The following is a 25,250-nucleotide window of genomic DNA, read 5'->3' as shown; positions in this document are numbered from 1 at the left end:
GTTCACACAACAGGAAAAAACAATTCCTTGACGCTAAGTCAGCCTTATCGTCTTCTCAAAGTCAATTGAATTTCGGGCCCAGAGAAGGGTTTGGAGGGAGGTGTTGAAATGGACGATCTGCAGGTCGAAGGCGCGGCTCTGAAGAAGATGGTCAAGCTGGGCAAGAAGCAGGCCCTGTCTTTCGCCTTCTGTCCCGGACCGCAGAACAACCACGTTTTCATGATCCACCGGCGTAAGAGCCCCGAGATGCTGGGCAAGCTCGCGCGAAAGGAAGGCGAGTCTCCCAAGGTCGCGTTCGGAACCTTCGAGGTGAAGGGGCGCACGCTCGAGATGAGCTGCGGGCGCACGGTCCCGCAAATGGCCAAACTTCTGAAGAAATACCTCAAATCCCAGAAGATCACCGCCAATGTCGTGATCCTCGACGCGGATGGCGAAATTCTGGACAGCGATATCGAGGATCTGCCTCCCGATCCGGAGGACATCGAGGATGATGCCGATCTCGCGGCGGAAGGTGATGCGGAAGATGATTTCGATACACCAGAGGCGGAGGATGTAGAGGAACCGGAAACCGAAACCGCACCTGAGACGCCCGTTCCCGATGCGAAAGCACTTGCGGCGCGTCTCAAGGCCCTTCAGCCGGCGATCGCGGCGGCAGAGGCAGACGCCGCCGCGAAGTTGAAGAAGGTGATGGCCGGCGCAGTCGCGCAGATCAAGGCCGCCGCACTCGAACAGGCCGACACCACGATCTCGGCGCTTGAGGCTGCCGTCGCCAAGCTGCAGGCAAAGGCTGCGCCTGCGCCCGAACCGACTGCCGAGCCCGCGCCAGCGGCGGGTCAACCGGACCTGCGCGCCCTGGCGCAGCGAGCCAAGACGATCCAGGGTGCGCTGACCGAGGTTGCGGCCCCCGCACGCGACAAGCTCACGACGGCGCTGGGAGCGGCGGTCCAGCAGATCAGGGACAAGAACCACGAGTCCGCAGAGGCGCTCCTCGCCAAGATCGAAGCCGCGCTCGCCAAGATCGCCCCCGGCGCTGCCGACGCCCCGGCGACCGATGCAACGTCCTATGCCAAGTTGCGCACGGAGTGGATCACCGCTCGCGCCACCATGCGCGCGGAAATCGAAACACTGAAGTCCGCGATTGAAACCGCGATCGCCGGACAGGAAGGCCTGGAAGACGTGGCGGGACGAACCGATATGCTGTTCGACTACATCCAGGACATCGACGGCGATCTCGAAGACACCTTGCGGCAACTCGACGACACGTCGGATCCGGCACAGCGCGCCGCTCTCATGCAAGAGGCCGAACGGATCATCCAATCCTACAGAGACACCCTGGACAGCGACTTCTTCAAGGCGGTCGATAAGAACGGTTTCGTCAAGACCGACATCCGCGGATCGACCCTGTCGTCGCTGCAACAGGTCAGCGCCGCACTCGCGGCGTGAGTGACCCGACCACCCGACCAGACCGCCAAACGGAGACCGCCATGACCAAAGCCAGTCGCCTCGCTCTCGCGATCCTGCTCTGCCTGCCTGGGGCGAGCTGGGCGGCCGAAGGTCGCCTGTCGGTCGAGCTCAACAAGTTCGAAGAGATGGAAAGCGGCGACTGCCGTGCCTTCTTCCTGTTCCGGAACGACACCGAAACCAGTTTCGACGGTTTCGAAATGTCGCTCGCGATCCTCGATGGGGCCGGCGTCATCGACCGGCTGCTGTCGATCGACGCGGCACCGCTGCCAGTGGCTCGCACGACGCTGAAGCTGTTCGAGATTCCCGATACCGCCTGTGGCGACATCTCGGAAATCCTTCTGCACGACCTGCCGTCCTGCAAGCCGCAGAATGCCGAGGAAATGGACTGTTTCCCCATTCTCGATCTGGGCAGCAAGACTTCTGCCGCGCTGGTGAAGTAACCGATGCCGATCGCCTTCGAAGACCTCGGCGCGGGCGGGCCGATCCTCGCCGTTCTCGCGGTGATGTCGCTGCTGTCCTGGGTGCTGATCCTCGTCAAGATCGCGCAGTTGTGGCATTGCCGATCCGGACAGCCACGCCGCGCCGCGGCGTTTCAGGCGTGGAAGGCCGGTGACACGGCCGGCGCGGCAGCCCAACTGGCGCAAGGCAAGTCGCCAGCGGACAGGATCACCGGGCGGGCAATGGAGGCGCTGTCAAAGGGCATCAGGGGCACCGCCCTCGACGCCGACCTGACGCGGCGGGGCAATGAGGAACTGGCACGCCTCGGCAGCGGGCTACGCCTTCTCGAGCTGATCGCCATGGTCTCGCCTCTGCTGGGCCTGCTGGGCACGGTCCTGGGCATGATCCAGTCGTTCCAGGAGTTGGAACTGGCGCAAGGTGCGGCCAATGCCTCGGTGCTGGCCGGTGGCATCTGGCAAGCGCTTCTGACCACGGCGGCCGGCCTGCTGGTCGCAATCCCCGCGGCGGTGGCGGCGGGCCTGTTTGCGGCGCGGATCGACGGAGCGGCGCAATCCATCGAAAGCGCGGTGGGCGAGTTGATGATGCTGGACGCCCACCCTGCGATCTGAACCTGACGGGGAGTGAGACCCATGACCAGCGGTCTGGCACTTCGGAAACCGCGAAAGCCCGGGCCGCTGATCTCGTTGGTGCCGATGATCGACGTGATGCTCATCCTGCTGGTCTTCTTCATGGTGACTTCGACCTACCTGAACCTCGACATGATCCCCGCGCTCAAGCGGCAAGAAGAGACATCGACGTCCGCCCCGGAAGCCAAGCCGACAGAAACTCTGCTGATCCGGCTGGGAGCGAACGGCCTGCCGATCGTACGCGGCCGCAGCGTGCCGCTTGAAGATCTGAGCGGATACCTTGTCGCCCGGCTCGCCGAGGCACCGCGACTTCAGGTGCTGGTGCTGCCGTCAGGCGGTGCCAGCACGCAGGCGCTGATCTCGGTGATGGATCATGCCGCTCGGGCCGGGATAGGCCGTCTCCGCGTCATCAGGCTGGATGCAAAGCCATGAAGCTGACCCGTCCCGCCCGCAACACGCAGTCAGAGACCATCATCGCGTTGATCGACGTGGTGTTCTTCCTGTTGGTCTTTTTCATGCTGATCGGTCGCATGGACGCCACGGCCCCGTTCGACGTCGATCCGCCCGTCGCCGTCAGCGGGCAGGACATGCCGGCGGGGGGCGAAACGCTGTCGGTGTCGCGCGCGGGGGAAGTGGCGCTGAATGGAGTCGCGATCGGGACCGATGCGATTGCCGAGTCCCTTGCGGCGGCTCTGTCGCGCGACCCGATGCTGAGACTGCGCATCAATGCCCATCGAGACGCCGATCTGCGCCACGTACTGCCGCTCATCGGACTGACCGAAACGCTGGGCATCCGCGACGTGGTGCTCGTGGTCACGCCCTCACGCGACAGCGCGCCATGACTGGCGTCGCGCGTCTTTGGATCGGCGGCCTTGCCGGCTCGGCCGCACTCCATGCCGCGCTGTTCGGACTTTGGAGCGCGACTTATCGCCCCCAGCCTGTCACGCCGCAGGACACACCACAGGGCGCGCTGGATGTGCAAGCCTACCGGTTGGAGCGCATTGCAGCGGCGGAGCGGGCCCCGGCAGCGGACGAGGTGGCTTCCGTCGCTCCGAACGCGACGGCGGCCGCGACCATCGGACCGCCGCGCACAACTGCGGTGCCGGTTTCAACGCCTCCCGCGCAGGTGACGCCTAGCGCATCTCCCGATGCGGTGCGTCTGGACGCGCTAGGGGATCAATCCGCCCCGGCCAGTCCTGTACGGGCCACACCCGATGTCGTGTCGGTATCGCCAACAGAGGCGGTCGAGGTCACAGGATCCGTGATCGCCGCGCCGCGTATCGGGATCACGGCAGTCGAGACGACACAGGTCGCACCCGCCGACGCTGATCCGGCCCCTGCCAATGCAATCGCGGCGCCGGATGAGAAGTTGGCCCGGATGGACCTCCCCGCATCGCAGGTTGCCCCTCTGCCAGCCGTCGGCTCAGCGGCCGCGCCGCTTGCGGTTTCGGCCCAGCGGATGACGGCCAGTCTGGCCTTCAGCGGAGCGGGCGATGACCAGATCGACCCTGTATCGCTCGCAGCGTTCCAGAGCTTCATGCGCCCCGGGGACGCACGGAATCAGAGCGACGATCTGCGCGACGGGATCGGGGCGTTGCTGGCACAAGTGCCCTGTGCGCGTCTGCAGGTGCTGTTCGATCCGGACAGTGCCACGTTGAAGGTGAATGGCCACGTCCCCGAAGACGGCCTGCGCGCTCCGGTCGTGTCTGCATTGCGCGCCGAGCTCGGCACGGACATCGCGGTCTCCGACGGCATGATGATCCTTCCGCGGCCGCAATGCGACGCGCTTGGCGGCATCGCCGAAGTCGGCCTGCCGCAATCAACGGACCAGATCACCAACCCGCGACTGATCGGTGCGGACACGCAGGCGCGGGTTTTGGATTTCGTCAAGGACGATCGGCTGGTCTTCGATCTGACCGCTCCGGATTACGATGCCTATATTTATGTCGACTACTTCGACGCGGATGGAAACGTGCTGCATCTCGTTCCGAACGATAGGACGCCGCACCGGAGGGTCGCGGCGAAAGCGCAGTTCCACGTGGGCGCGCGGTCGGCTGAGGAAGACGGTCTGCAGCTGTTCATCGGACCACCCTATGGACAGGAGATCGCGGTGGCCTTTGCGGCGACCGACCCTCTCTACGACGGTTTGCGCCCGGTGATTGAGCCGGCGGCTCCCTATCTCGGATGGCTGAAGGAGCGGGTCGACAACGCCCGCGCGCGCAATCCGGGCTTCAAGGGTGAATGGGTCTATTTCCTGATCTCGACCGCAGAACGGTAGCCACGCCCCGTGCCTATCGGCAGCCGCCCGCAGCCCATGTCTTGAGGTTTTGCTTCATGGCGCCGCCGAACGGATGCTTCTTGTCAAGCGAGCGTTGCATGTTGAGGCTGAGATAGGAATTCGCCTGCGTGCAAAGCCGATCCTGCGTCCATTGGTGACAATTTGAGCAGGTCTTGTCCTTCCAGTATTCCTCCGGCAGCCCATCCACCGGCGGATAGAGTGGCGACATCTTGATCAGATCGGCGATGGAGCGCCCCGAGATGGCGGCTTGATCCGAGGACAGCACCGTCGTGAAGGTGATGTTTTCATCCCGCGTGTCTGCCCCGATTGGCGCTGCGGCGGCGGGCTCCTCTTTGGGCGGCGTGACTCCTTCGCCGATCGGGTCGGTTCCGTTCTTCAGGCGGATCGCGGCCAGTTCCTGCGTCGCGATCTCGGCGAAAACACCCTGCGGAAAGGCATCGAGATAGGCTTGATAGGCTACCGCACTGGCATCAGCCTGGGCCGCTTCGAACATGGCCTGTTCGGCGGCATCCGGTCCCTTGGCCACGGGGACGGGATCGGGCGGAGCGGGATCGCTCAACTCGCGCTCCATCAGGACCGAAAGCAGCGACCGGGCCTCCTGTGCATAGGACCCTTCGGGGTAACCACGCAGGAACAGCATGATCTGGACCGGATCGCCCGAGGCCTGAACCGACCGCCAGAGCTGCAATTCCTGCAGCTGCTCGGGCGTCATCGGTTCTTCCTCGGCAAAGACAAAATCATTGGTCAGCGACGAGGCATCCCATGGCGTCTGCTGACCCTCCGTCTTCTCGATCACCTCTACCCGCACGTTCTTGAACACCTGTTCGACCTTCAACCCCGGCGTCGACATCTGCGACGCCAGCGACTGCGTGAAGGGACTGTTGTCACCGGTGCCATCGAGTGCGACCCCACCCGGGGCCGTGGCATAGGCCAGGAAGGTGCCCGTTGGTGCCTGCATTTCGGCAAGGCCGTTGTCGTTGAAATCGGGGATGTTGGTGAACGGGTTGTTGCGGCACGCATCGAGGATGACGATGTTCGTCTTGTTCCGGGCTGAATACATCTGGCGCAGGACCGACTGCGCCTCGACCGCGACGAGATCGAGATCGGCGGCATCGTTGAGCGCGACATCGACCGGCAGGAGATAGTTCGTTCCGAAGGACTGAACGCCATGCCCGGCGTAGTAGAAAAGCCCGGTTGCCTCGGGCCCGGCATCGCGCAGCTCGCGACCGAACTGCGAAATCCCGCGGCGCATGTCGTTCTGAGAAGCGTCGATAAGGAGCGTGACCTTGAAATCGAGCGCTTCCAGCGCCTCGCCGATCAAACGCGCGTCACTTGACGGATTGGCCAGCGGGGAGACGGCGCCATAGGCCGAGTTTCCGACCACGAGGGCCAACCGGTCGCCCGCAAGCGCCGGTGCCGCGAGCAGGGTGAGCAAGAGGCAGAAGAATCTGAAAACTGAATGCACTGAACGATCCCGTATCCCTGTCCCGTATGGCCGAGACCCGTGGCCATACGGCCTGTGCGCGCCGATAGCCGTGACGTTCGACAAATATGGCATTTTCGATGCAACTATCGCTTTTCTTGTTCAACGGCGCAAGTTTCCTGTTACCGTTGGGGAAACCTGCACCGGATTAGTGTAGATATTGCTACCATCTCTCGTTCCGGTTCTCATGACAGGAGGATTGCCCGATGACCCGAATTCTGAAAACGCGGATTAAGGCTCTCGCGTTCTACGTGTTGACGAGCCTGCTCGCCGCCACCGGGGCCGTCGCGCAAAGCGCGGACCCTTTCGAAAACGGCTGGATGCTCGACCCCGAAGCGTCCGAATTGCGGTTCATGTCGATCAAGAAGGGCAATGTCGCCGAGACCAGCACGTTTGCCACGATCAGCGGGCTGATCACCGAGGACGGAAAAGCGCAGATCCGGGTGCTGATGGACTCGGTCGACACCAAGGTCGATCTGCGCAATGTGCGCATGCGGTTCCTTTTTTTCGAGACTTTCCTGCACCCGGAAGCGACGATCACGGTGAACCTTGATCCCGAGGTCCTGCAAGACCTGCACCAGACACGGCGCAAGTTGATCGACGTGACCTATGTGCTGTCACTGCATGGCGTAACGGTTGAGAAAACGGCCGAAGTTGCGGTCACGCTGATCAGCAACGATCGGGTGACGGTCTCGGCGACGACACCGATCGCGGTGACCCTGGCGGAACACAATCTCGAAGAGGGGCGCGGAAAGTTGCAGGAAGCGGCGAACGTCGATATCGCGCCCCTCGGGATCGTCAGTTTCGACTTTACCTTCAACCGGTCAAGCCCCGGCACGCCGCCCGACATGGCAGCCCTGACCAACGTGGTCGCCCCCGGCGCCGCAGCGCTCGAGACCAAGGGCAACCTCAACCGCGAGGCCTGTGTGGGGCGTTTCGAGATCCTGTCGCGCACCGGCAACATCTATTTCAACACCGGCAGCGCGCGTCTGGATGCCAAGAGCACTCCGCTGCTCGACAACCTCTATGACATCGTCAACCGTTGCCCTGAACTTACGATCGAAATCGGCGGGCACACGGACTCGGATGGAAGCGATGTCGCCAACCAACGCCTGAGCGAACGGCGCGCGGCGGCGGTCGGCTCCTACCTGAACGAGAAGGGCATACCGGCGGATCGGATGCGCGTCGTCGGCTATGGCGAGGAGCGGCCGCTGGTCGATAACACTTCGCCGAACAACAAGGCCCGCAACCGCCGCATCGAGTTTTCCGTCATCAACTGAGGCACCGGAACCGTCGAGCAAACGCTTTGTGACACGGCGTTTGGCCGACAAATCGACCTGTCGGCTGTTCAAGACGGTTGCCCTCGCCCTCGGGTTTTGATCTGTGGCGCAAACGATCGCCCTCAGGCCGGACGGACTCGCCATGACATCTTCTGACAGCCAGCCCCGCGTGCTCGTGACCGGCAGCGCCGGCTTCATCGGGTTCCACCTGGTGCGAGTTCTGTTGCGTGACGGATATCGCGTGCACGGCTATGACGGGATGACGGAGTATTACGACCGCACCCTCAAGGAACGGCGGCACGAAATCCTGCTTGGCCACGACGGTTTTTCGGCCACGGAAGGCCTGCTCGAGGATGCGGACAGACTGTGGCAGGTGGTCGACGACTTCCGGCCCGAGGTGATCGTCCACCTCGCGGGCCAGGCGGGCGTGCGCTACTCACTTGAAGACCCCCGCTCCTATGTCACCGGAAATGTCGTCGGCACTTTCAACCTGATGGAGGCGGCCCGAAAGATCGAGGTGCGCCACCTGTTGATGGCGTCCTCCTCTTCGGTCTACGGTGCCAACGAGTCGATGCCGTTTCGCGAGACCGACAAGGCGGATGAGCCGCTCACGATCTACGCGGCCACCAAGAAAGCGACAGAGAGCATGGGCCATGCCTATGCGCATCTCTGGAACATGCCGACAACGATGTTCCGCTTCTTCACGGTCTACGGGTCGTGGGGCCGTCCTGACCTTGCCTTCTTCAAGTTCACCGAGGCGATTCTCGAAGGACGTCCCATCGACATCTATAACCACGGCGAGATGTATCGCGACTTCACCTTCGTGGGTGATCTGGCCCAGGGCATACGCCTGCTGATCGATGCGGTTCCCGAACGCCCCGACAGCAGCGCGGATATCGCCGAGGGCGACAGCCTGTCCCATGTCGCCCCGTTCCGGATCGTGAACATCGGAAACTCGGAAAAGGTCCGTCTGCTGGATTTCATAGACGCGCTCGAAGACAGCTTGGGCGTCAAGGCACAGCGGCGGTACCTCGGAATGCAGAAGGGCGATGTTCCCGCGACCTGGGCGAATGCGGACCTTTTGAAGCGATTGACCGGGTACGCACCAAAGACCGACATCCGCGACGGCTTGCAGGAGTTCGTGGCGTGGTATCGAGACTACTACGGCACATGATCCGGACGGGTCGCGGGATTATTCGCCGCTGACGCTCGTCCCTGTATCCGACAGACGCAAGCACACCACCAAGGACCGTACGGTCGGTTTACGCGGGCTTCTATCCGGCGGGCGTATCTGAAGCGTTGTGTTTACGCATCTTCAGATCAGCGCCCGAAAGGATCCAGCGATGACCGACCGACCGTCGAACCCAATTGAGGAGCACCTGCGTGCATCCGGCCGCCCGTCACGGCCCGTGCCCCCGAAAAAGTCACCCGCGTGCGCACCACGACTCCATGTCGTTGGCGTGCGCGCAGACGGGACACCCCTCGTGTTGGCGGAGGGATGCCCATGATCGTCTCGAACCGTTTCGATACAGGTCGTTTCGCCGGTGGTCGGTTCCGCAAAAGACGGAAGCCGGAGCAACCGACGTCCTTCACCGTCGTCCTGTCCGGACTGACCGACAACACCGTGCACGGACCGACAGCACAGATCGGCACGACGCTGTCGGCCGAGACAGTTGGGGCGCCGAACGCAACCGTCGCTTCGTTGAACTGGCAATGGCACCTTGCGGACAGCCCGATCCCTGGCGCGACGGCCCAGACCTACATGCCCGCTGCCGGAGACGATCTGGCGGCGCTTCACGTCGTCGCCACACCCTCGGACGGCGGGCCGCCCGTGGCGAGCGATGCCTGCACTGTGCGCCATGCCCCGCCCATTGCCATCGGTCCGATCCGAGACAGACGGATGACCTGGAACTCAGACGAAAGGAGGATCAACGGCAATATCGGCCGCAAGTTCGCCGGCGAAGAGCTGGTTCTGAGCGCGACGGGATACGCAGGCGCATATGTCGATGGGACTGCCTTTTACATCGATCCGCACACATTGACGGACGGGCGGATCGTAACGGTCAGCGCGACCAACAGCGGCGGTACGGCTACAGTCGATTTCGAACTGATCGTCGTGGCAGAGTGACATCGTAGCTGCCGGTTGTCTGACAGCGTAGACCCCGCGCACCGGATCGAAGGCGTCAGAAAACCGGCGGAAAACTAGTTCCCGGTATCCCGAACCTCCTGAAGCACGGTCCACCCCGAATCGCCCCGGTCCAGCACATAGGTGATCGCCGCGCCTTCGGATCGGCCACCCAGCCCGAACCGCGTGCTCGATCCACCCTGCGTCCGAGTCCAGCCAGCCGGGCTTCCGTCCGCAGCATAGGTGAAACGATCGCTCCACCCCGCAGACCAATGCAGCAACGGGTCATACGCTGCACCTCGGCCCTGCGCGTCATAGTCGATCGACGCGATGCGCAGTGTGCCATCTGGCGCGGATTCGTAGACGCGCGCCTGATGGGTCGGAAAACTGACGGACAGAAAAGCGGGCGCACTCTCGGTGCGGCCGTTCCAGGCGAACACACCTATGTCCACCCGTGAGGACCGCCGCTGCACACTGTCGTCGAGACTGAGCGGCGGCAACGTAAACTCATCGTGCCAAGCCAGCGTGATCCGGGCCGCTCGGCCCTCAGGGTCCAGCGGTTCGATCCTGATCCGCTCCGGGTCGCCACGCAGGATCACCCACTCAAACACAAGATCGCGGCCGTTCGGGTCTTTGGTTGGTGACGCGGAGACCGTGATCTCACGCTCCCACGCGATATCTCGCCAGACGCGCGCGATGGCCGAGGGGGTCGTGTACAGATGTTCGTCCAACCCGGCGAGCCCTGCCTGCCGCAGAAATCCATCCTCCAGTACCTGCAGTTTTACCATCGGCGCGATGTCCTCGGGCCTCATCGCCGCCGCCTGCGAGACCATACGTGCGGGCTGCAGCCATTTCGCGTCGAACACGGTCGGGTGCGCCGACGGCGACAGGTAACCCTCGCGGGATCGCACGGGCGAGAGGTTGCGCCTCAGGATCATCTGCACCGTCGGGGCGATCAGCCCCCCCCGTTCGAGCGCGGCGCGCGTGTCTCCGGGGAAAGCCGCGAGTGTCATCGCGACCGCTTTCATGAACGGTAGATCCGAACCGGAGGAGCCTTGGCTGATGATCTGGTAGGGCCAGTTGCCCGGATAGAGGTCCACGGCGTCATGGTCCCTGTGTTCGGGATAGATGTAGATGCTGTTGGATTCATAGTTTCGAAAGGCGAGCGCCGCCTTGCCAGGCTGCGTCATCGCCGAACGACTCAGGCTTCGGGCTTCGGCGCCTCCGGTGTGGGCGGTGGACGAGTTGCCGAACAGCAGCGCCGGGATAAGGACCTCGTCCGCCGGGCCATAGTCGCGCCACTGCTCCTTGAGCGTGTCGTCGTACTTCAGAAACGTCAGGTTGGGGAACAGGCTTTCGGGCAGCGAGGAATGCCCGCGGTCGCGGTTCTCGTACAGGATTCCCCCGAAACCGTGCGACACACCGCGACTGACCAACCGCTTCAAAAGAATCGCGGCATTTCCGGTGACCGCCGGGTCGATGACGGGCAAAGCGGGATCGGCCGGCAGGGCCCGGATATCGGGGGCGACAAGCGGACCGCTTCCGAACCGGCGTACATCATCGGCACCGAGCACGACCTCGCGCGCGGAAACCGTTCCGGCGGGCCAGAGACAGGCCATCATCGCGACGGCTGCAAGCAGTCTAAGCATCGAGCAGATCATCGCTGAATCCAAACGCGTCGCATGGTGGCAGGTCAAGCCTGCCCGTCTCCAAATCAGCTCAACTCCGGTGCCGACGCGGCCGCGCGGAAGAAGCATATAGGGCAGAAAACGCTTGAGGGCTCGCGACTTTGTCCCCGAATATCCATGACTCGACGCCGCCGAAAACGGACCTTCGCGACTCTTGCCCTTGTCGTTTTGCAGCCTGCGCGGCAAAACAACCCTAATGAACGGGCAGGACAAGAGCGCGATTCGACCGACCCTCCAGCCCGACACCGGCTGGAAGCCCGCGCCCGTCGTCGTGGCAATCATCATCCTGACCTGCGCCGTCGAGTTCGTTCTGATCGCCGCGGATCACGGTCTGATCGGAACGACGCGCTGGCGGTCGCTCGCTTATCAGAACGGGGCGTTCTGGACCGGCCTTCTGGACAACTGGCGGCCGAACTATCCGGCTCAGCCGTGGCTCATGTTCCTGACGTATCAAGGTTTGCATGCCAGCCTGATGCACCTTTTGGGGAACATGCTGGTGCTTTTCTTCGTCGGTCGGATCCTCGTGGCGCGGGTCGGACAAGCATGGTTTCTCGCGCTCTACCTCATATCGGGGATCGGTGGCGGCCTTGGGTTCGCACTGCTCAGCGACAGCGCGCAACCGATGGTCGGTGCGTCCGGCGCACTGTTCGGCCTGGTCGGCGCGTGGAAATGGCAGGACTGGTTCTTCAGTTCGCAACAGGGCTACAGCCGCCGCGCGCTGGTTCTTGACGTGATCGGCTTGGTGGTGCTCAACATCCTGCTCTGGGTTGTGCAGGACGGGCAACTGGCCTGGGAGACACACCTCGGCGGGTTCCTGACCGGTTGGCTTGCCGCGACGCTGATCATTCCGCGCGCCGAGCCACCGGACACGTAGGCGATCAATTCTTGCACTGCGCAGAGACGCGCTCACAAGGGATGGCGACACCTTCTTCCGAATTGAACCTCTCTACGGGCCGGACGACCGACACCCGATCACAAATGGCCACCACGGTGCGGCGACGCCTCGGCCCACAGAAACCGGGCCAACCCTTCACAGAATTGGCCCGGCAAACAGTGTTCGGATGAACGTCGGTTCGTCGCTGAACGTCAGTCCTGAGATGCGGGACCGCCGCTAAGCCGCGCGATTTCCGATGCGACGTCGTCGGCAAAGGGCGGAGGATTGACCGGATCGATCATTTCCGAAACCTTCTTGAACTGTTCCAACGCATCCTGATTACGCGCCAGCGCGGCCAGGTTGACGGCATAATGATACTGAACCGTCACGTCATTGGGCAAACCGGTCGCGGCAGCGTTCAGGTAGTCGAGCGCGGTTTCATGATCGCCGCGACGGAAACTGATCCAGCCGAACGTGTCCTGGAACGCCGGGACGTCGCTTTCGCGCAGACGTCGGGCGACCGTATAGGCGCGCTGCAAGCTTTCTGTATCCGTGCGATGCGTCGCCAGCAGGCTCGCGAGGTTGTTCGCCACGATCAGCGAGTTCGAATTGCGCTCGTACATGTCTTCGTAGATCGCAATGGCGCCTTCGATGTCGCCTTGACGTTCCAGCACCCCAGCCTTGGCCCACAGCAGGTTGCCGTTATCCGGCAACGCGGTCAGCGCCTCGTCGAGAACCTGCGACGCGCCTTCACTGTCGCGCATCTGGACCTTCATGCGGTACAGCGCGATCCAGACGTTGGCGCGGTTCGGATCTTCCTCCAGAAGACTGCGGAACACCGCCTCGGCCTCGTCGGGTTTGTTGAAGCCTGCAAGGAAACCGGCCTCGATGAAGCGCAGGGCGGGGTCGTCCGGATCCTTTTCAAGAAGTTCCTGCAGATATTCGTTCGCCGCCTCGGGCCCGTCATTCGCAAGCCTCGAGCGGAGCAAGGCAATTTCCGCGTTGCGTCCCATGTTCGGATCGTCTGTCATGCCTTCGAGCATGGCGGTCAGATCCTCACCTCGATCCTGGCCCGTCAGGATTCGAGCGGTCAAAGCTGTGGCCTGCGCCGTGGCTTCGGGGTTGCCGATACCTTCGAGCGAGTCGACCACGTCTTCGGCGCGGCCCCAATCCTCCATCTGCACATAGAGGTTCCCAAGCCCGGTCAGGATCTGGATATTCTGCGGGTTGACCCGCAGGGAGTCGATCAGAACGCCCTCGGCAGCGACCAGCTTTTCGTCCGCGGCGAGGCTCGAGGCATACCGGATCGATTCAGCCGGGGCCTTTCCCGACGCCTGCACGGCCAGCGACAGCATCTCCTCGCGCAGGTCTTGGTTGCCTTCGCGTTCATAGGCCTTGGCCATCAGCGACATCAGGTCGGGATCTTCGGGGTTCTGGTTGAGCGCCTCACGCAGCATGACGATGGCATCGCCGGTCGCATCATCGTCGATGAGCCAGTTCGCCTTGAGCTTGACCGCGTCAGGCTGCGACGGATCCTCGGACAGCACGGTTTCGATGAGCGCACGGGCACCGACGGCGTTGTTCTCGCGGAACAGCATCCGCGCCAGGTCGACCTCGAAACCGCGGGTCTCTTCGTTGCGTTCGGCACCTTCGGTAATCGCTTCCATCTCGGCGATGGCCGCTTCTGTCTCGCCCATCTCGAAGTTCAGCTTGGCGCGCATCGCGCGGAACTGGGCAAGCCCTTCTCCGCCTTCGACGATCAGACGCTCCACCTCGTCCAGGGCTGCTTCTTTGCCGCGGACCTGTTCGATGAAACCGACCAGAAGCGCCTTGTCCTCGATCGTGGCACCTTCGCGCGTGGCTTGGTCGCGCAGGAATTCCTGTGCACCATCGATATTGCCCTGCGATACGTAGAACCGAACCAGAGTCTGCTTGAAGGTGGTCCGTCTTTCGGGGAACCGGTCCATCAGATCGAGCAACTGGGTCTCGATGCCGTCGAGGTCGCCGATCTGCTGCATGATCCCGAGCCGAATCCGGTAGAGATCAAAATTGTCCGGCTCGACGGCCAGACCCTCTTCGATCACGTCGAGCGCGGCATACCAGTCCTGCTTGCGCAGCAGGTCATCGAGAACGATCTCTCTCGCGCTTGTTAGGCTCTCGTCCTGTTCGACGAGAGCTTGCGCCTTGATGATCGCGGCTTCCTGTGCGTTCGGGTCTTCGTCGCGCAGCGCGTGGAAATACTTCACGGAGTTGTCTATCGACTGGATTCGTACGTCGTTCGGATCCAGCGTGATCGCCTTGGTCACGTGACGCTCGGCTTCCTGCCAGTTGCGCGCTGCGACAGCCATTTCAGAGAGAGCGCGGCGGCCTTCCAGGTTGTCGGGGTATTGTTCGACCAACCGCAGGTATTGGCCATAGGCTTCCTGATTCAATCCGCGTTCACGTTGCACCCGGGCATAGGCGAGCCGTGCGCCTTCATGCTTGCCATTCAATTGGAAGACGTTCCGGAATTCGACAAGAGCACGGTTCACATCGCCTTGCTCAAGGAGTTCCAGACCCGCCTGATAGTGCTCTTCCGCACGTTCTTCGGCCGTATCGCAGGCGGACGTGATGCCCATGGTTGCAACAAGGGCAAAAACGACACCAGCGCGACTGAGCCGCGATTGCAATCGGTTCATAACGAAATCCTTCACTCTGCCATTGCCCTGCGACGCGCGCGTCACAAGGTGTCAGTATCCTGTACCAAGAAGCACGACAACAAAGGTTTTGGCAATGATCGAGCAGTCATTGGTAAACGACAGATTGTGAAAGTATTTGTCATCGTACTGGGCACGCGCCGTGAAGGCGGTGTCGTTCCGGTCGGTGACTTGCCACAGTCCGGAAATTCCGGGGCGCATCCAGTAGTAGCATTGGCCGGGGTACAGATTTGTCTGTCCAACCATCATCGGGCGAGGTCCGATCAGGGACATGTCGCCGCGCAGGACATTGATTATCTGCGGCAGTTCGTCGAGCGAACACTTGCGGATCAGGGCGCCGAAACGAGTCACCCTGGGATCGTTGCGCAGTTTCTGGCTGTGGTTCCACTCTTCGCGGGCTTCAGGATGCGCCTGCAGGTGGGCTTCCAGGATATGGTCGGCATTGGGAACCATGCTACGGAACTTCCACATCTTGAAGATGCGACCGCCGCGACCGACACGCTTCTGGACGTAAAGGGGGTTGTGGCCGTCAAGAGCCACGATCAGAGCCGTCAATAGTAGCAAAGGCACCGTGATGGGAGCGGTCAGTAGGATGATGGACAGGTCCATCAAACGCTTTCCGTATCCCGCGTAGAACTCAGGCTTTCGCGCCCTGGCAGTCTGAACAACGTCTGAAATTGACACGGCCTGTAGCCGGGTCGGATCATTAATCTGTAAAGTCATCTTCCACTCACTCACACAGCAAACACAAATTCGTCACACGTGGCGGCATCAAACAGCCGCCTAACCTCTACCCCGTAACCCGGATAATTACCGAAAAATTTGAGACAAACAACTCTTTTCTTGTCTTTCGCATGTTGTGGTAAATTTTCAAGCTATTGAAAATATTATATATTCAATGGAATATGACGCTGCGGCGTGACTCCACTGGCACGTCCTCCACACGGACAATGAAAGCGCGCGACCGTTTAGGGGTGAGGGCTCACCCAGCCGTTCCCGCATAGGTTGCTCGACGCCGCATTGCCCGTCGCCCAACCCAGTCATCGAGCGATCGCCAGGAATCGCTGCCGTGTTGCGATTCTGCGCACATACTGCTAGCTGCTTGGTGTTGTGCCGGCTTGTCTGACCCGGTGCGCTCGACAAGTCGGCGGTGAAAATCCGCATCTGTGCCATTATATGATTGTCAACCAGTGTTTGAGTAGTTGTCGACCCATGAAGCAGTCTTCGTTCTATCAGGACTATTTCGGTCTTCGTGATCGACCGTTCACGCTCGTACCCGATCCCGAATTCCTGTTCTGGTCTCCGCAGCACCGTCGCGCCTACTCGGTGCTTGAGTTCGGAGTCCTGTCGCGCGCGCCGATCACCCTGCTGACCGGCGAGATCGGGACCGGCAAGACGACGCTCCTTCATAACCTGCTGTCGCAGCTCGAGGACGACGTGATCGTCGGGCTGGTGTCGAACGCCCAGGGCAACCGCGGCGAATTGCTGCAATGGGTCCTGAACGCGCTCGATGTGCCCTTTGAAACGGACGCGACCTATGTGCAAAACTTCCAGAGATTGCAGGATTTTCTGATCGACCAATACGCCCAGGGCAAACGGGTCGTCCTGGTCTTTGACGAAGCGCAGAACATCTCGCGTGAAGGACTGGAAGAGCTGCGTATGCTCACCAACATCAACTCGAACAAGGACGAGCTGGTACAGCTCATTCTGGTCGGTCAGCCCGAGCTTCGGGACATGGTGCGCCATCCCAGCATGAACCAGCTCGCGCAACGTGTGTCGGCCAGCTTCCATCTCAACCGCATGACCCCCGACCTGACGATGAAATACATCGAGCATCGGCTGAAAGCGGCAGGCGGTTCGGGCAAGGAATTCACGCCGGATGCCTGCCTGTTGGTTCACGACATCACCGGCGGTGTACCGCGGCTGATCAACCAGCTGTGTGACTTCGCGTTGCTCTATTCCTGGACCGAAGAAACTGGCAGGACCGTGACATCCTGCATGGTTCAATCCGTCGTGGATGACGGGGTATTCTTCTGCCAGCGGGCTGTGGAAAGGGAGGCGCAGGCCTAGATGTCCTCGATCGGGTATTATTTCTCGCTGTTTATCAGACGTTTGCCGGCTTTCCTGATCGTAGCGGCAAGTGTCGCAACCGTCGCGATCTTCGTGGCTTTCACGCTGCCGCCCGCATACGAATCACGCATGGTCCTGATCGTCGAGGCACCGCAGATCCCCGACGCGCTGGCTCCCAGCACCGTCAGGATGCCCGGCCCTCAGCGGCTCCAGATCATCGAGCAACGCCTTCTGACCCGTGCGAACCTTCTGGACATCGCCCGACGACTCGACGTTCTGGAGGGCCAGAGAGACATGAGTGCCGACCAGATCGTCGATGCGATGCGCGCGCGGACCCGCGTGTCCAAGACCAACCGTGCGAACGAAGCCAGCATTATGACGATCAGTTTCGAAGCACGCACGCCGCGGCTGGCGGCCGGGGTGCTGAACGAATACCTGACCCTGATCCAGGCGGACGACGCAAATTTCCGCCGCGCCCGTGCTGGCCAGACACTGGATTTCTTCGAACAGGAGGTGTCGCGGCTCAAGACGCAGCTGGAAACGCAGGCGGACCGGATCCTCGAGTTCAAGAATGCCAACGCCGGGGCGCTTCCGGACACGCTGATGTTCCGCCAGCAACAGAAGGCGCAACGCGAGCAGCGGCTGGAAGAGATCGGGCGCGAGATCTTCACGCTCCAGTCCCAGCGCGAGCAGCTGATCACGATGTTCAACGAATTCGGCGGATCCGATGGCACGGTCACCCTCACCGACGACCAGAAACGCCTGGTCGAGGCCGAGGCCGAGCTCGAGAATGCGCTGCTGATCTACTCGGAGACCAATCCGCGCGTCAAACTGCTGAAGGGCCGCGTCGAACAGTTGCGGACGATTGCCGCGAGCAGCGAGGAAAACACAGACAGCCAGGATGGCAGAGGTACAGCCAACGCCGGCTTCCAGATCCAGCTCGGCAACATCGAGACGAGACTGGCGCTTCTGGAGAGGCAGGAGCAATCCCTGCAGCAGGAGATCGATCGCCTGCAGGAGACCATCGACAAGACCGCGAACAACGCAGTGATCCTCGAGGACCTGGAGCGGGACTACGAGAACACACTCAACCAGTACAATCCCGCGGTACAGCGGCTGGCCGATGCGGATACCGGCGAGCGGATCGAGCTTCTGTCGCGCGGTGAACGCATCTCCGTGATCGAACAACCCGCCGTTCCGAGCGAACCGACCAAGCCCAACCGGATGAAGATCGCGGCCGGCGGCACGGCGCTGGGAATCGCGATGGGTATGGCCCTTGTGGGCGCCATGGTGTTTCTCAACAGCGCGCCGCGGCGTCCCGAGGATTTGATCCGGAAACTGGAAGTCTGGCCGATCGCCACCCTTCCCTATGTGCGGACGCGGCGCGAACTGATCGTTCAGCGCAGCATCAAGCTCGGGATCATTCTGATCATCCTGGTCGGAATCCCGCTCGTCGTCTTCGCCGTGCATACCTATTATCAACCGCTCGATCTGATTGCGGATCGCGTGATGAACAAGTTGGGCGTCAGATGGTAAACGCGACTTTCCCCCATTCCAACGCTACGAGGACATCGTGACAGACCGTCTGCAGGAGGCAATCAGAAAGGCCCGGTCCCAACGCGAAATGCGAGAGGCGTCCGGATTGGCCCAGGTGCCGGAAGGGCGCCGCCCGGCCGTCAGCGGTGCGAAGGCGGATGTCAGGCTGAAGGATAAATGGACCGCGCTGCCTGAACTTAAAATCGATTCCAAATCGATCGTGCACAATCGCCTCGTGGCGCATTCGAGTGGCGAGATGGCCATTCCCTTCGACATGCTGCGCACGAAGATTCTGCATCAGACGATGAAGAAAGGTTGGCGCCGCGTGGCGCTTGTATCGCCCCGCAGCGGGTGCGGGAAGTCGACGATCGCCGCGAATCTCGGTTTCAGCTTCAGCCGCATGGACGAGCTGCGCACGATCGTAATGGATTTCGACCTGCGCCGCATGGGCCTGGGTAAGGTTCTCGGACAAGATCTGGACAAGGGAATGGCGGACGTGTTGCGTCGCGACGTCGACTTTTCAGATGTGGCACTGAACTTTCACGGAAACGTGGCCTTCGGGTTGAACAGTAAGTCCTCGCACAAACCCTCGGAGGTGTTGCAAAGCCAGCAGGCGGGTGCGGTTCTCCAAGAGATCGAGAAGGACTACCAACCGGATCTCATGCTGTTTGACATGCCACCCCTCATGGCGAACGACGACAGTCATGGCTTCCTACGCTCGGTCGACTGCGCGCTTCTCGTCGTCGTCGCGGAAAAGACCCCCATGGAACAGATCGATGTCGCCGAGCGACAACTGTCCGAACTGACGAACGTCATGGGGATCATTCTCAACAGGTGCCGTTACACCACTGGCGCGCATGGATACGAGAACGAGTACTACTGAACTCAGGCAAAACCGCGTCGCACCGGCGCATTGCGCGAAGCGATGCTGGGACCATGTAAAGTGGTCTTATCTGGCAGCCCCCAAAAACGGGTTGCGTTGGAGTAGCCTGAAAGCGACACGCCACCTTCTTCGCGAATCTGCTGGAGGCCAATAGGGAAATCCGGCCGAACCCGAGCCACCCAGATCAAACCAAAAGAAATTTAATCGGCTTCCGTGACCCTGACTGGCCGGAAACGACGCGATCTCTGCAGGCGTTAGCCGCGCTGCGCTGGCACTTGCGCTCCACATTGCCCCGTCAAAGCGTAGAAGCCCATACAGCACAACACCGTCAGCGTTCCGGTCAAGCTGTAAGCCGCCAGCGACATGAGGAACGTGTTGCCCGAAACCATCGAGAAAGATCCGACTGCCAGTCCGGGTACAGATCCGAGAAGAAGGAACGCGATGATCACAGGTAGGCTCCCATCATGCCTCTTGGTGTTTCTTCGACTGTAGAACTCTACCCTTGATTGTAAAGCGGCCTTGTTTCCCGATACGACCAATGGGCGAGGATTCACCAGCTTTGCACATCGAATAGGCGAAACACTGCCGCCTCAAGGATTGGATCATCTGTTGCAGGATCGGCACTGACCGGTGCTCTCTTGCCGCGGGCGTGCTGCGACAGCTTGAAAACGCTTTCTCGGCCCCTCAAAAGTCTCTAACCTTCGATCGGGGCGAACTGCATCGAACTAAACCAGAGAAAGCCCGGAATGAAACGATTTCTGACAGTCCTCACCACTCTACTCCTCCTGCCGGTGCTGGCCTCCCAACTGACCGCGCAGGACAGCTACAAGATCAAGCCGGGCGACGTCGTTCGGATCGAAGTGCTGGAAGACCCCAGCATCAACCGGGAAACCCTCGTCCTGCCGGACGGGCGCGTTGCCGTGCCGTTGGTCGGCACCATCCGGGTGAGTGGGCGCAGCATTGATGAAGTCCGAGCGGATCTCGTGCAACAGCTTCGCCCGAACTTCGCCGCCGACCCGACCGTGTTCGTGTCGCTGGCGCAGCTTGCGACGCCGCGGTCACCGGCTGCTGGATCCACTGGGAACGGGCTGACCATCTACATGCTGGGCGAGGTCGTCAATCCTGGCGCGATGGAGATCAAGCGCGGCACCACCTTCCTGCAGGCGCTTGCGCAAGGCGGCGGCGTCACGCGGTTCGGAGCGACCAAGCGACTCCAGCTGCGACGCGCGGACGGGAGCGGACGCCAGCAGATCTATACCTTCAACGTCAAGGATATCATCGACGGCAAGTCCAGCATCAGCACTCCGGTTCTGAGAGAAGGCGACGTCATCATCGTGCCGCAACGACGGCTCTTCGAATAAGAACCCGACCAAGGGGGCAGTATTGAGCAAGCGACTGATCGTGAACGCCACTCTGGCAGTGGGCGTCGCGAGTGCGGGGAGTCCCGCTCTCGCGCAGGTCGCGGACGACAGCGCGACCCTTGAGCAGCGTTTTCGCATCGAGCAGGAATTCGGCGTCGGCGACAACCTCGGACTTCAGACTCCCAGCGAAGGCACAACCTCGCTCGCGACCACACGGCTGAGCTATGGCCTCGAAAGCAAGACGCGCGCGCAGGAATTGTCCCTTGCTGTGGGCGCAGCCTTGCGTTTCGGCAGCATCGCCGAAGGCAACACCACAAGCACGGGCTTGGTCGATCCCTTCGTCGGTCTGCGCTACCGGCGCGATGCGGCGAATGCGTCATTTTCTGTGAATGGCGATTACAGGCAGTCCGACATCTCGTTGGCCGCCCCGCTCTGGGCCTTTCTCGACCAGGACGGCATCGTCCGCCCGCCGCGGGATTTTTCCAACATCCGCGGCTCGGGGGAACGTGAGGCATACAATTTCGATGTCGAACTCGAGACCGGAACACAGTCTCCCTTCGGCCTGCGGCTCTTCGCCGGAACGGCAGGCACCAACTACATCGACCAAACGGATCCAAGCCTGACGAATTACGCCGCCAGCGACTTCGGCCTGGCGGCCCTGTTTCGCTTCGATGCCTTGACGACCGCATCGGTCGACCTGTTCTACAGCACTTACTCCAATGAAAACGCGGTTGATACCGAACGCGAGACCCAAACTCTTCAACTGGGGTTCGACCGCGAGATCTCGCCGATATCGGGCGTGTCGCTTCGCTTCGGGTACACCGATGTGGACACGGTCGAGACCAACCTGCTGTCAGGTCTGCGCGAATCCGTCCGGCGGTCCGGCCCCAGCGGCAATGTCGGCTATTACCGGGAAATGCCCAACGGTATGGCGAATGTCGATTTCGACCTTATACAGAACCAGGATGGTGAGCGCGGCACGTTGCGGTTTTCGCGCAGCATCACCCTGCCAAATGGCGGCCTGTCGGCGAATATCGGTCTGACAAGCTTTGACAGCACCGACCCGCGCGCCATCGGCGGGATCGAGTGGTTCCGCGAGTATGCCACCAGCAACTTCAACTTTCGCCTGACCCGCGACGTGTTCGTCGACAGCAACGACGAGGACCGGTTCACCAATATCCTGATCGCCGGGTATGAATACGACATCAACGAGCAATCCAGCCTCTCGGCAGACCTGTCGCTGAGTTACAGCGAAGCCGCCCCGTCCAGCGAGGCCTCCAAGCGCGGCACGCTTCTGGTCGTCTACAACCGCGAACTGACCCAGGACTGGAGCATGAACACGGGCATCGAATACTCGGTGCTCGACGAGGAATTCTCGGGCAAGGCGGATTCCAGCGCCATTTTCTTCGGCATCGGGCGGAATTTCGATTTCCGCAACTGAGCGATCGTCAGACCGAGACGCCCCCCCCCCGACAAGGCGCCGCGCCGTCAGTCGTCGCCCATGCGCTGCGCGAGATCGCTCAGGATCGGGCAATCGGGCCGACTGTCGCCGGCGCAGGCCGAAACGAGCCGGGCGAGCGTGGCCCGCATCTCCTTCAACTCCTCGAGCCGCCGATCGATCTGGTCGAGTTGCTGCAGGGCAACGTGTTTGACGTCGGCGCTGGCGCGGCCGTCATCCTCGTAGAGCGCAAGCAGGGTGCGGCAATCCTCGATCGAAAAACCAAGTGCCCGGGCTCGGCCCAGGAAGGCTAGCTTGTGGATGTCCTTGTCACGAAAGGCGCGGTAGCCATTGGCGCCACGCATCGGCTTGATCAGCCCGATCTCCTCGTAGTAGCGGATCGTCTTGGCGGGCAGACCGGTGCGGCTGGAGGCTTCGCTGATGTTCATGACGGCCGCCTCACTCCGCTGCAACGGGCTGCGCGGGAATGTCGGACACCGCCGCCGGGCGTTCCTCGCGGAGAAGCGGTTGGACCGCGCGCAATCGCAACGCATTGGACAACACGAAGAGCGAACTCATCGCCATCGCCCCCGCCGCCAGCATCGGCGACAGCATCAGGCCCGTCACCGGATAGAGAACACCGGCCGCCACCGGGATCAGCGCGGTATTGTAGGCAAAGGCCCAGAACAGGTTCTGGCGGATGTTGCGCAGGGTTGCGCGGGAAATGGCCAGCGCATTGACCGCCCCGGCCAGGTCTCCCGACACGAGCACGACATCGGCGCTTTCGATCGCGACATCCGTGCCCGTCCCGATCGCGAGGCCGACATCGGCCTCGGCCAAGGCCGGCGCGTCGTTGATCCCGTCGCCGACGAAGCCGACGGATCCGTGCGCTGCCCGCAGTCTCTGCACGGCGTCGCGCTTGCCACCGGGCAGGACTTCCGCCTCGACATGGTCGATGCCCAACTGGCGAGCCACGGCTAGCGCCGTGCCTTTCGCGTCGCCGGTGATCATCGCCACCTCTACACCTTCATCCTTCAGCGCGGCGAGCGCTGCACGCGCCCCCGGCTTGACCGGATCGGCGGCGCCGAACAGCGCAGCGATCTTGCCATCGCACGCGACCAGAACGGGCGTCTTGCCGTCCGCCTGCAGGCTCTCGTATCGCGCCGACAGGCCCTCGGAGGAAACTCCGTTCTCCCGCATCAGCCGGGCCGAGCCGATCAGAAGGGCGTGCCCCTCGACCTGTGCCTGCAATCCCAGACCGCTCAGCGCCTCGACCTTTTCGGCCACGGGCAGGTCCAGACCGCGCGCTTCGGCAGCGGCCATGATCGCCCGGGCGATCGGATGCTCCGAGCGGGACTCAGCCGCGGCGACCATTCGCAGCAGCGACTCCTCGTCCAAGCCCGGCGCAGGGACGAAATCGGTCAACACCGGGCGACCCAGAGTGAGCGTGCCGGTCTTGTCGAACGCCAGCATCCGCACTTCGCCCAGCGTTTGCAACGCATCACCGCGGCGAAACAGAACACCCATGTCCGCGGCGCGTCCGGTCCCGACCATGATCGAGGTCGGCGTCGCAAGTCCCATGGCGCAGGGACAGGCGATGATCAGAACCGAAACGCCCGCGATCAGGGCGAAACTCAGCGCCGGGTCCGGACCGACCAGCAACCAGACTGCCACGGTCAGCAGAGCGATTGCCATCACCACGGGCACGAAGACACGCACGACCTTGTCGGCCAGCGCCTGGATCGGCAGCTTTGCGCCCTGCGCCTGCTGCACCATCGCAATGATCTGGGCCAGCATCGTGTCGCGACCGACCTTCTCGGCACGATAGCGCAGAAACCCCGAGCCGTTGACCGTGCCTGCCACGACCCAATCACCATCCCGTTTGGCAACCGGTGCGGGTTCACCGGTGATCATGCTTTCATCAATGAAGCTCTCGCCCTCGATGACGGCGCCATCCAACGCCACACGCTCTCCGGGTCTCAGGTGCAGGATGTCTTCCACCCGGACTTCGGCGATCGGCGTTTCGATAACCGTTCCATCGCGCTCGACGCGGGTGGTCTTGGGCTGCAGCCCGACCAACCGGCGGATCGCGGCGCCCGTGCGGCCGCGCGCGCGGGCTTCCAGCCAACGGCCCACCAGAACCAGCGCGACGATCACGGCAGCCGCCTCGAAATAGACCGCGCGGGCCGTATCGGGCAGCAATGCGGGCGCGAAGAGCGCGACCGTCGAATAGCCCCACGCGGCACTGGTTCCCAGCGCGACAAGGCTGTTCATGTCCGGCGCGCCGCGCAGCAGAGCCGGGACACCCTTGGCAAAGAACGCCCGGCCTGGCCCGGCCAGAACCGCCGTGGTCAGCACGAACTGGATCATCCATGAAGTCTGATGGCCGATGCTCTGTCCGATCAGGTGATGCAGCGCCGGCACGAGATGGCCGCCCATTTCCAGCAGGAAGACCGGCGCGGCGAGAACCAGCGCAACCAGCGCCGCCCGGCGGGCCGTAACCAACTCGGCCTCCTCGGAAGCATCTTCTCGCATTGGTGCATCGATGGTCTGCACACGCGCCTCGTAACCGGCGTCGGACACCGCCCGCACCAGTGTGTCCTGCTCGGCGGCACCGGAGAGCACCGTCACATGGGCCGTCCGGCTGGCGAAGTTGACGCTCGCGTCCACAACCCCCGGAAGGGTCGCCAAGGCGCGCTCGATGCGCCCGGCGCAACCGGCGCAGGTCATGCCCGAGATGTCGAGCATCACGGTTTCCTGGCGCGCGGGGTACCCCGCCTGCGCCAGTGCATCGGCGACCTCCGAAAGGCGCGCCGTGCCCAGGTCAACAGTTCCCTTGCGCGTGGCGAGGTTCACGGCGACCGAGCCAATGCCGGGAACAGCTTGCACGGCGCGTTCCGCACGGCCGACGCAACCGGCGCAGTTGAGACCATCAAGAGGCAGCGTGACGAGCGTGTCTTCAGGCATG

The 25,250-nt window shown here is 62.3% G+C and carries 21 protein-coding genes; 15 read left to right on the top strand and 6 right to left on the bottom strand.

The annotated features are described in order from the left end of the window. Positions 1-108 precede the first annotated feature (108 nt). The 6 genes from JF290_RS13440 to JF290_RS13415 are packed head-to-tail and all read left to right on the top strand — an operon-like array spanning position 109 to position 4,827. The gene (locus JF290_RS13440) at positions 109-1,443 is read left to right on the top strand and encodes a hypothetical protein (protein WP_199025409.1); all 1,335 of its coding nucleotides are present in this window, start codon (positions 109-111) and stop codon (positions 1,441-1,443) included. 41 nt (positions 1,444-1,484) lie between these two features. Next, positions 1,485-1,904 carry a hypothetical protein gene (locus tag JF290_RS13435; RefSeq protein WP_199025408.1) on the top strand — a complete coding sequence of 140 codons (420 nt, stop codon included), beginning with the start codon at positions 1,485-1,487 and terminating at the stop codon, positions 1,902-1,904. Positions 1,905-1,907: 3 nt separating this feature from the next. Continuing rightward, on the top strand, positions 1,908-2,531 hold the full coding sequence (locus tag JF290_RS13430; RefSeq protein WP_199025407.1) for a MotA/TolQ/ExbB proton channel family protein: 624 nt from the start codon (positions 1,908-1,910) through the stop codon (positions 2,529-2,531). A gap of 21 nt (positions 2,532-2,552) precedes the next feature. Continuing rightward, on the top strand, positions 2,553-2,981 hold the full coding sequence (locus JF290_RS13425) for an ExbD/TolR family protein (protein WP_199025406.1): 429 nt from the start codon (positions 2,553-2,555) through the stop codon (positions 2,979-2,981). Beyond that, positions 2,978-3,391 (top strand): ExbD/TolR family protein, encoded by a 414-nt coding sequence (locus JF290_RS13420; RefSeq protein WP_199025405.1) that lies wholly within the window; start codon positions 2,978-2,980, stop codon positions 3,389-3,391. Before JF290_RS13425 ends, JF290_RS13420 begins: the two co-directional genes overlap by 4 nt. After that, complete coding sequence (locus tag JF290_RS13415) at positions 3,388-4,827, top strand: DUF4384 domain-containing protein (protein ID WP_199025404.1); 1,440 nt, start codon at positions 3,388-3,390, stop codon at positions 4,825-4,827. Before JF290_RS13420 ends, JF290_RS13415 begins: the two co-directional genes overlap by 4 nt. A gap of 13 nt (positions 4,828-4,840) precedes the next feature. Here JF290_RS13415 and JF290_RS13410 read toward each other — a convergent pair whose 3' ends face one another. After that, a complete protein-coding gene (locus JF290_RS13410; protein ID WP_233155371.1) occupies positions 4,841-6,283 on the bottom strand; it encodes a caspase family protein in 1,443 nt (480 codons plus the stop codon). Positions 6,284-6,537: 254 nt separating this feature from the next. Here JF290_RS13410 and JF290_RS13405 point away from each other — a divergent pair, with 254 nt between their 5' ends. From JF290_RS13405 to JF290_RS13395, 3 genes are all read left to right on the top strand, one after another. Continuing rightward, on the top strand, positions 6,538-7,611 hold the full coding sequence (locus JF290_RS13405) for an OmpA family protein (RefSeq protein WP_199025402.1): 1,074 nt from the start codon (positions 6,538-6,540) through the stop codon (positions 7,609-7,611). A 142-nt stretch (positions 7,612-7,753) separates the two neighbouring features. Beyond that, positions 7,754-8,785 carry an NAD-dependent epimerase/dehydratase family protein gene (locus JF290_RS13400; RefSeq protein ID WP_199025401.1) on the top strand — a complete coding sequence of 344 codons (1,032 nt, stop codon included), beginning with the start codon at positions 7,754-7,756 and terminating at the stop codon, positions 8,783-8,785. 330 nt (positions 8,786-9,115) lie between these two features. Next, the gene (locus tag JF290_RS13395) at positions 9,116-9,739 is read left to right on the top strand and encodes a hypothetical protein (protein ID WP_199025400.1); all 624 of its coding nucleotides are present in this window, start codon (positions 9,116-9,118) and stop codon (positions 9,737-9,739) included. 74 nt (positions 9,740-9,813) lie between these two features. On the opposite strand, the gene JF290_RS13390 is transcribed toward JF290_RS13395, so the two are convergent. Next, positions 9,814-11,385: a hypothetical protein gene (locus JF290_RS13390; protein ID WP_199025399.1), complete on the bottom strand. Its 1,572-nt coding sequence runs from the start codon at positions 11,383-11,385 to the stop codon at positions 9,814-9,816. A 235-nt stretch (positions 11,386-11,620) separates the two neighbouring features. Between JF290_RS13390 and JF290_RS13385 the strand changes: the two genes are divergently transcribed. Further along, positions 11,621-12,298 carry a rhomboid family intramembrane serine protease gene (locus tag JF290_RS13385; protein WP_199025398.1) on the top strand — a complete coding sequence of 226 codons (678 nt, stop codon included), beginning with the start codon at positions 11,621-11,623 and terminating at the stop codon, positions 12,296-12,298. 212 nt (positions 12,299-12,510) lie between these two features. On the opposite strand, the gene JF290_RS13380 is transcribed toward JF290_RS13385, so the two are convergent. Next, positions 12,511-14,916, bottom strand: a complete 2,406-nt coding sequence (locus JF290_RS13380) for a tetratricopeptide repeat protein (RefSeq protein WP_199025397.1) — start codon at positions 14,914-14,916, stop codon at positions 12,511-12,513. 111 nt (positions 14,917-15,027) lie between these two features. Further along, positions 15,028-15,603: a sugar transferase gene (locus JF290_RS13375; protein WP_227363146.1), complete on the bottom strand. Its 576-nt coding sequence runs from the start codon at positions 15,601-15,603 to the stop codon at positions 15,028-15,030. Between the two features lie 603 nt (positions 15,604-16,206). Between JF290_RS13375 and JF290_RS13370 the strand changes: the two genes are divergently transcribed. The 5 genes from JF290_RS13370 (at position 16,207) to JF290_RS13350 (ending at position 22,285) form a co-directional block, all read left to right on the top strand. Beyond that, complete coding sequence (locus JF290_RS13370) at positions 16,207-17,064, top strand: ExeA family protein (protein WP_199025396.1); 858 nt, start codon at positions 16,207-16,209, stop codon at positions 17,062-17,064. Then, positions 17,065-18,600 carry a GumC family protein gene (locus JF290_RS13365; RefSeq protein WP_199025395.1) on the top strand — a complete coding sequence of 512 codons (1,536 nt, stop codon included), beginning with the start codon at positions 17,065-17,067 and terminating at the stop codon, positions 18,598-18,600. 37 nt (positions 18,601-18,637) lie between these two features. Next, the gene (locus tag JF290_RS13360; RefSeq protein WP_199025394.1) at positions 18,638-19,483 is read left to right on the top strand and encodes a CpsD/CapB family tyrosine-protein kinase; all 846 of its coding nucleotides are present in this window, start codon (positions 18,638-18,640) and stop codon (positions 19,481-19,483) included. Positions 19,484-20,229: 746 nt separating this feature from the next. Next, positions 20,230-20,844 (top strand): polysaccharide biosynthesis/export family protein, encoded by a 615-nt coding sequence (locus JF290_RS13355; RefSeq protein WP_199025393.1) that lies wholly within the window; start codon positions 20,230-20,232, stop codon positions 20,842-20,844. A gap of 22 nt (positions 20,845-20,866) precedes the next feature. Continuing rightward, positions 20,867-22,285 carry a hypothetical protein gene (locus tag JF290_RS13350; protein WP_199025392.1) on the top strand — a complete coding sequence of 473 codons (1,419 nt, stop codon included), beginning with the start codon at positions 20,867-20,869 and terminating at the stop codon, positions 22,283-22,285. Positions 22,286-22,332: 47 nt separating this feature from the next. Here the strand turns inward: JF290_RS13350 and cueR are convergent, their stop codons facing one another. Both cueR and JF290_RS13340 read right to left on the bottom strand, forming a co-directional pair. Beyond that, positions 22,333-22,731, bottom strand: a complete 399-nt coding sequence (gene cueR / locus JF290_RS13345; protein ID WP_199025391.1) for a Cu(I)-responsive transcriptional regulator — start codon at positions 22,729-22,731, stop codon at positions 22,333-22,335. 10 nt (positions 22,732-22,741) lie between these two features. Continuing rightward, positions 22,742-25,249 (bottom strand): heavy metal translocating P-type ATPase, encoded by a 2,508-nt coding sequence (locus JF290_RS13340; RefSeq protein ID WP_199025390.1) that lies wholly within the window; start codon positions 25,247-25,249, stop codon positions 22,742-22,744. Position 25,250: the final 1 nt, after the last annotated feature.

It is taken from the genome of Sedimentitalea arenosa, from assembly GCF_016428585.1.
Taxonomy (GTDB): Bacteria; Pseudomonadota; Alphaproteobacteria; order Rhodobacterales; family Rhodobacteraceae; genus Sedimentitalea; species Sedimentitalea arenosa.
The sequence above is the reverse complement of the archived record's forward strand: the minus strand, read 5'-3'. Positions and strand labels throughout refer to the sequence as shown.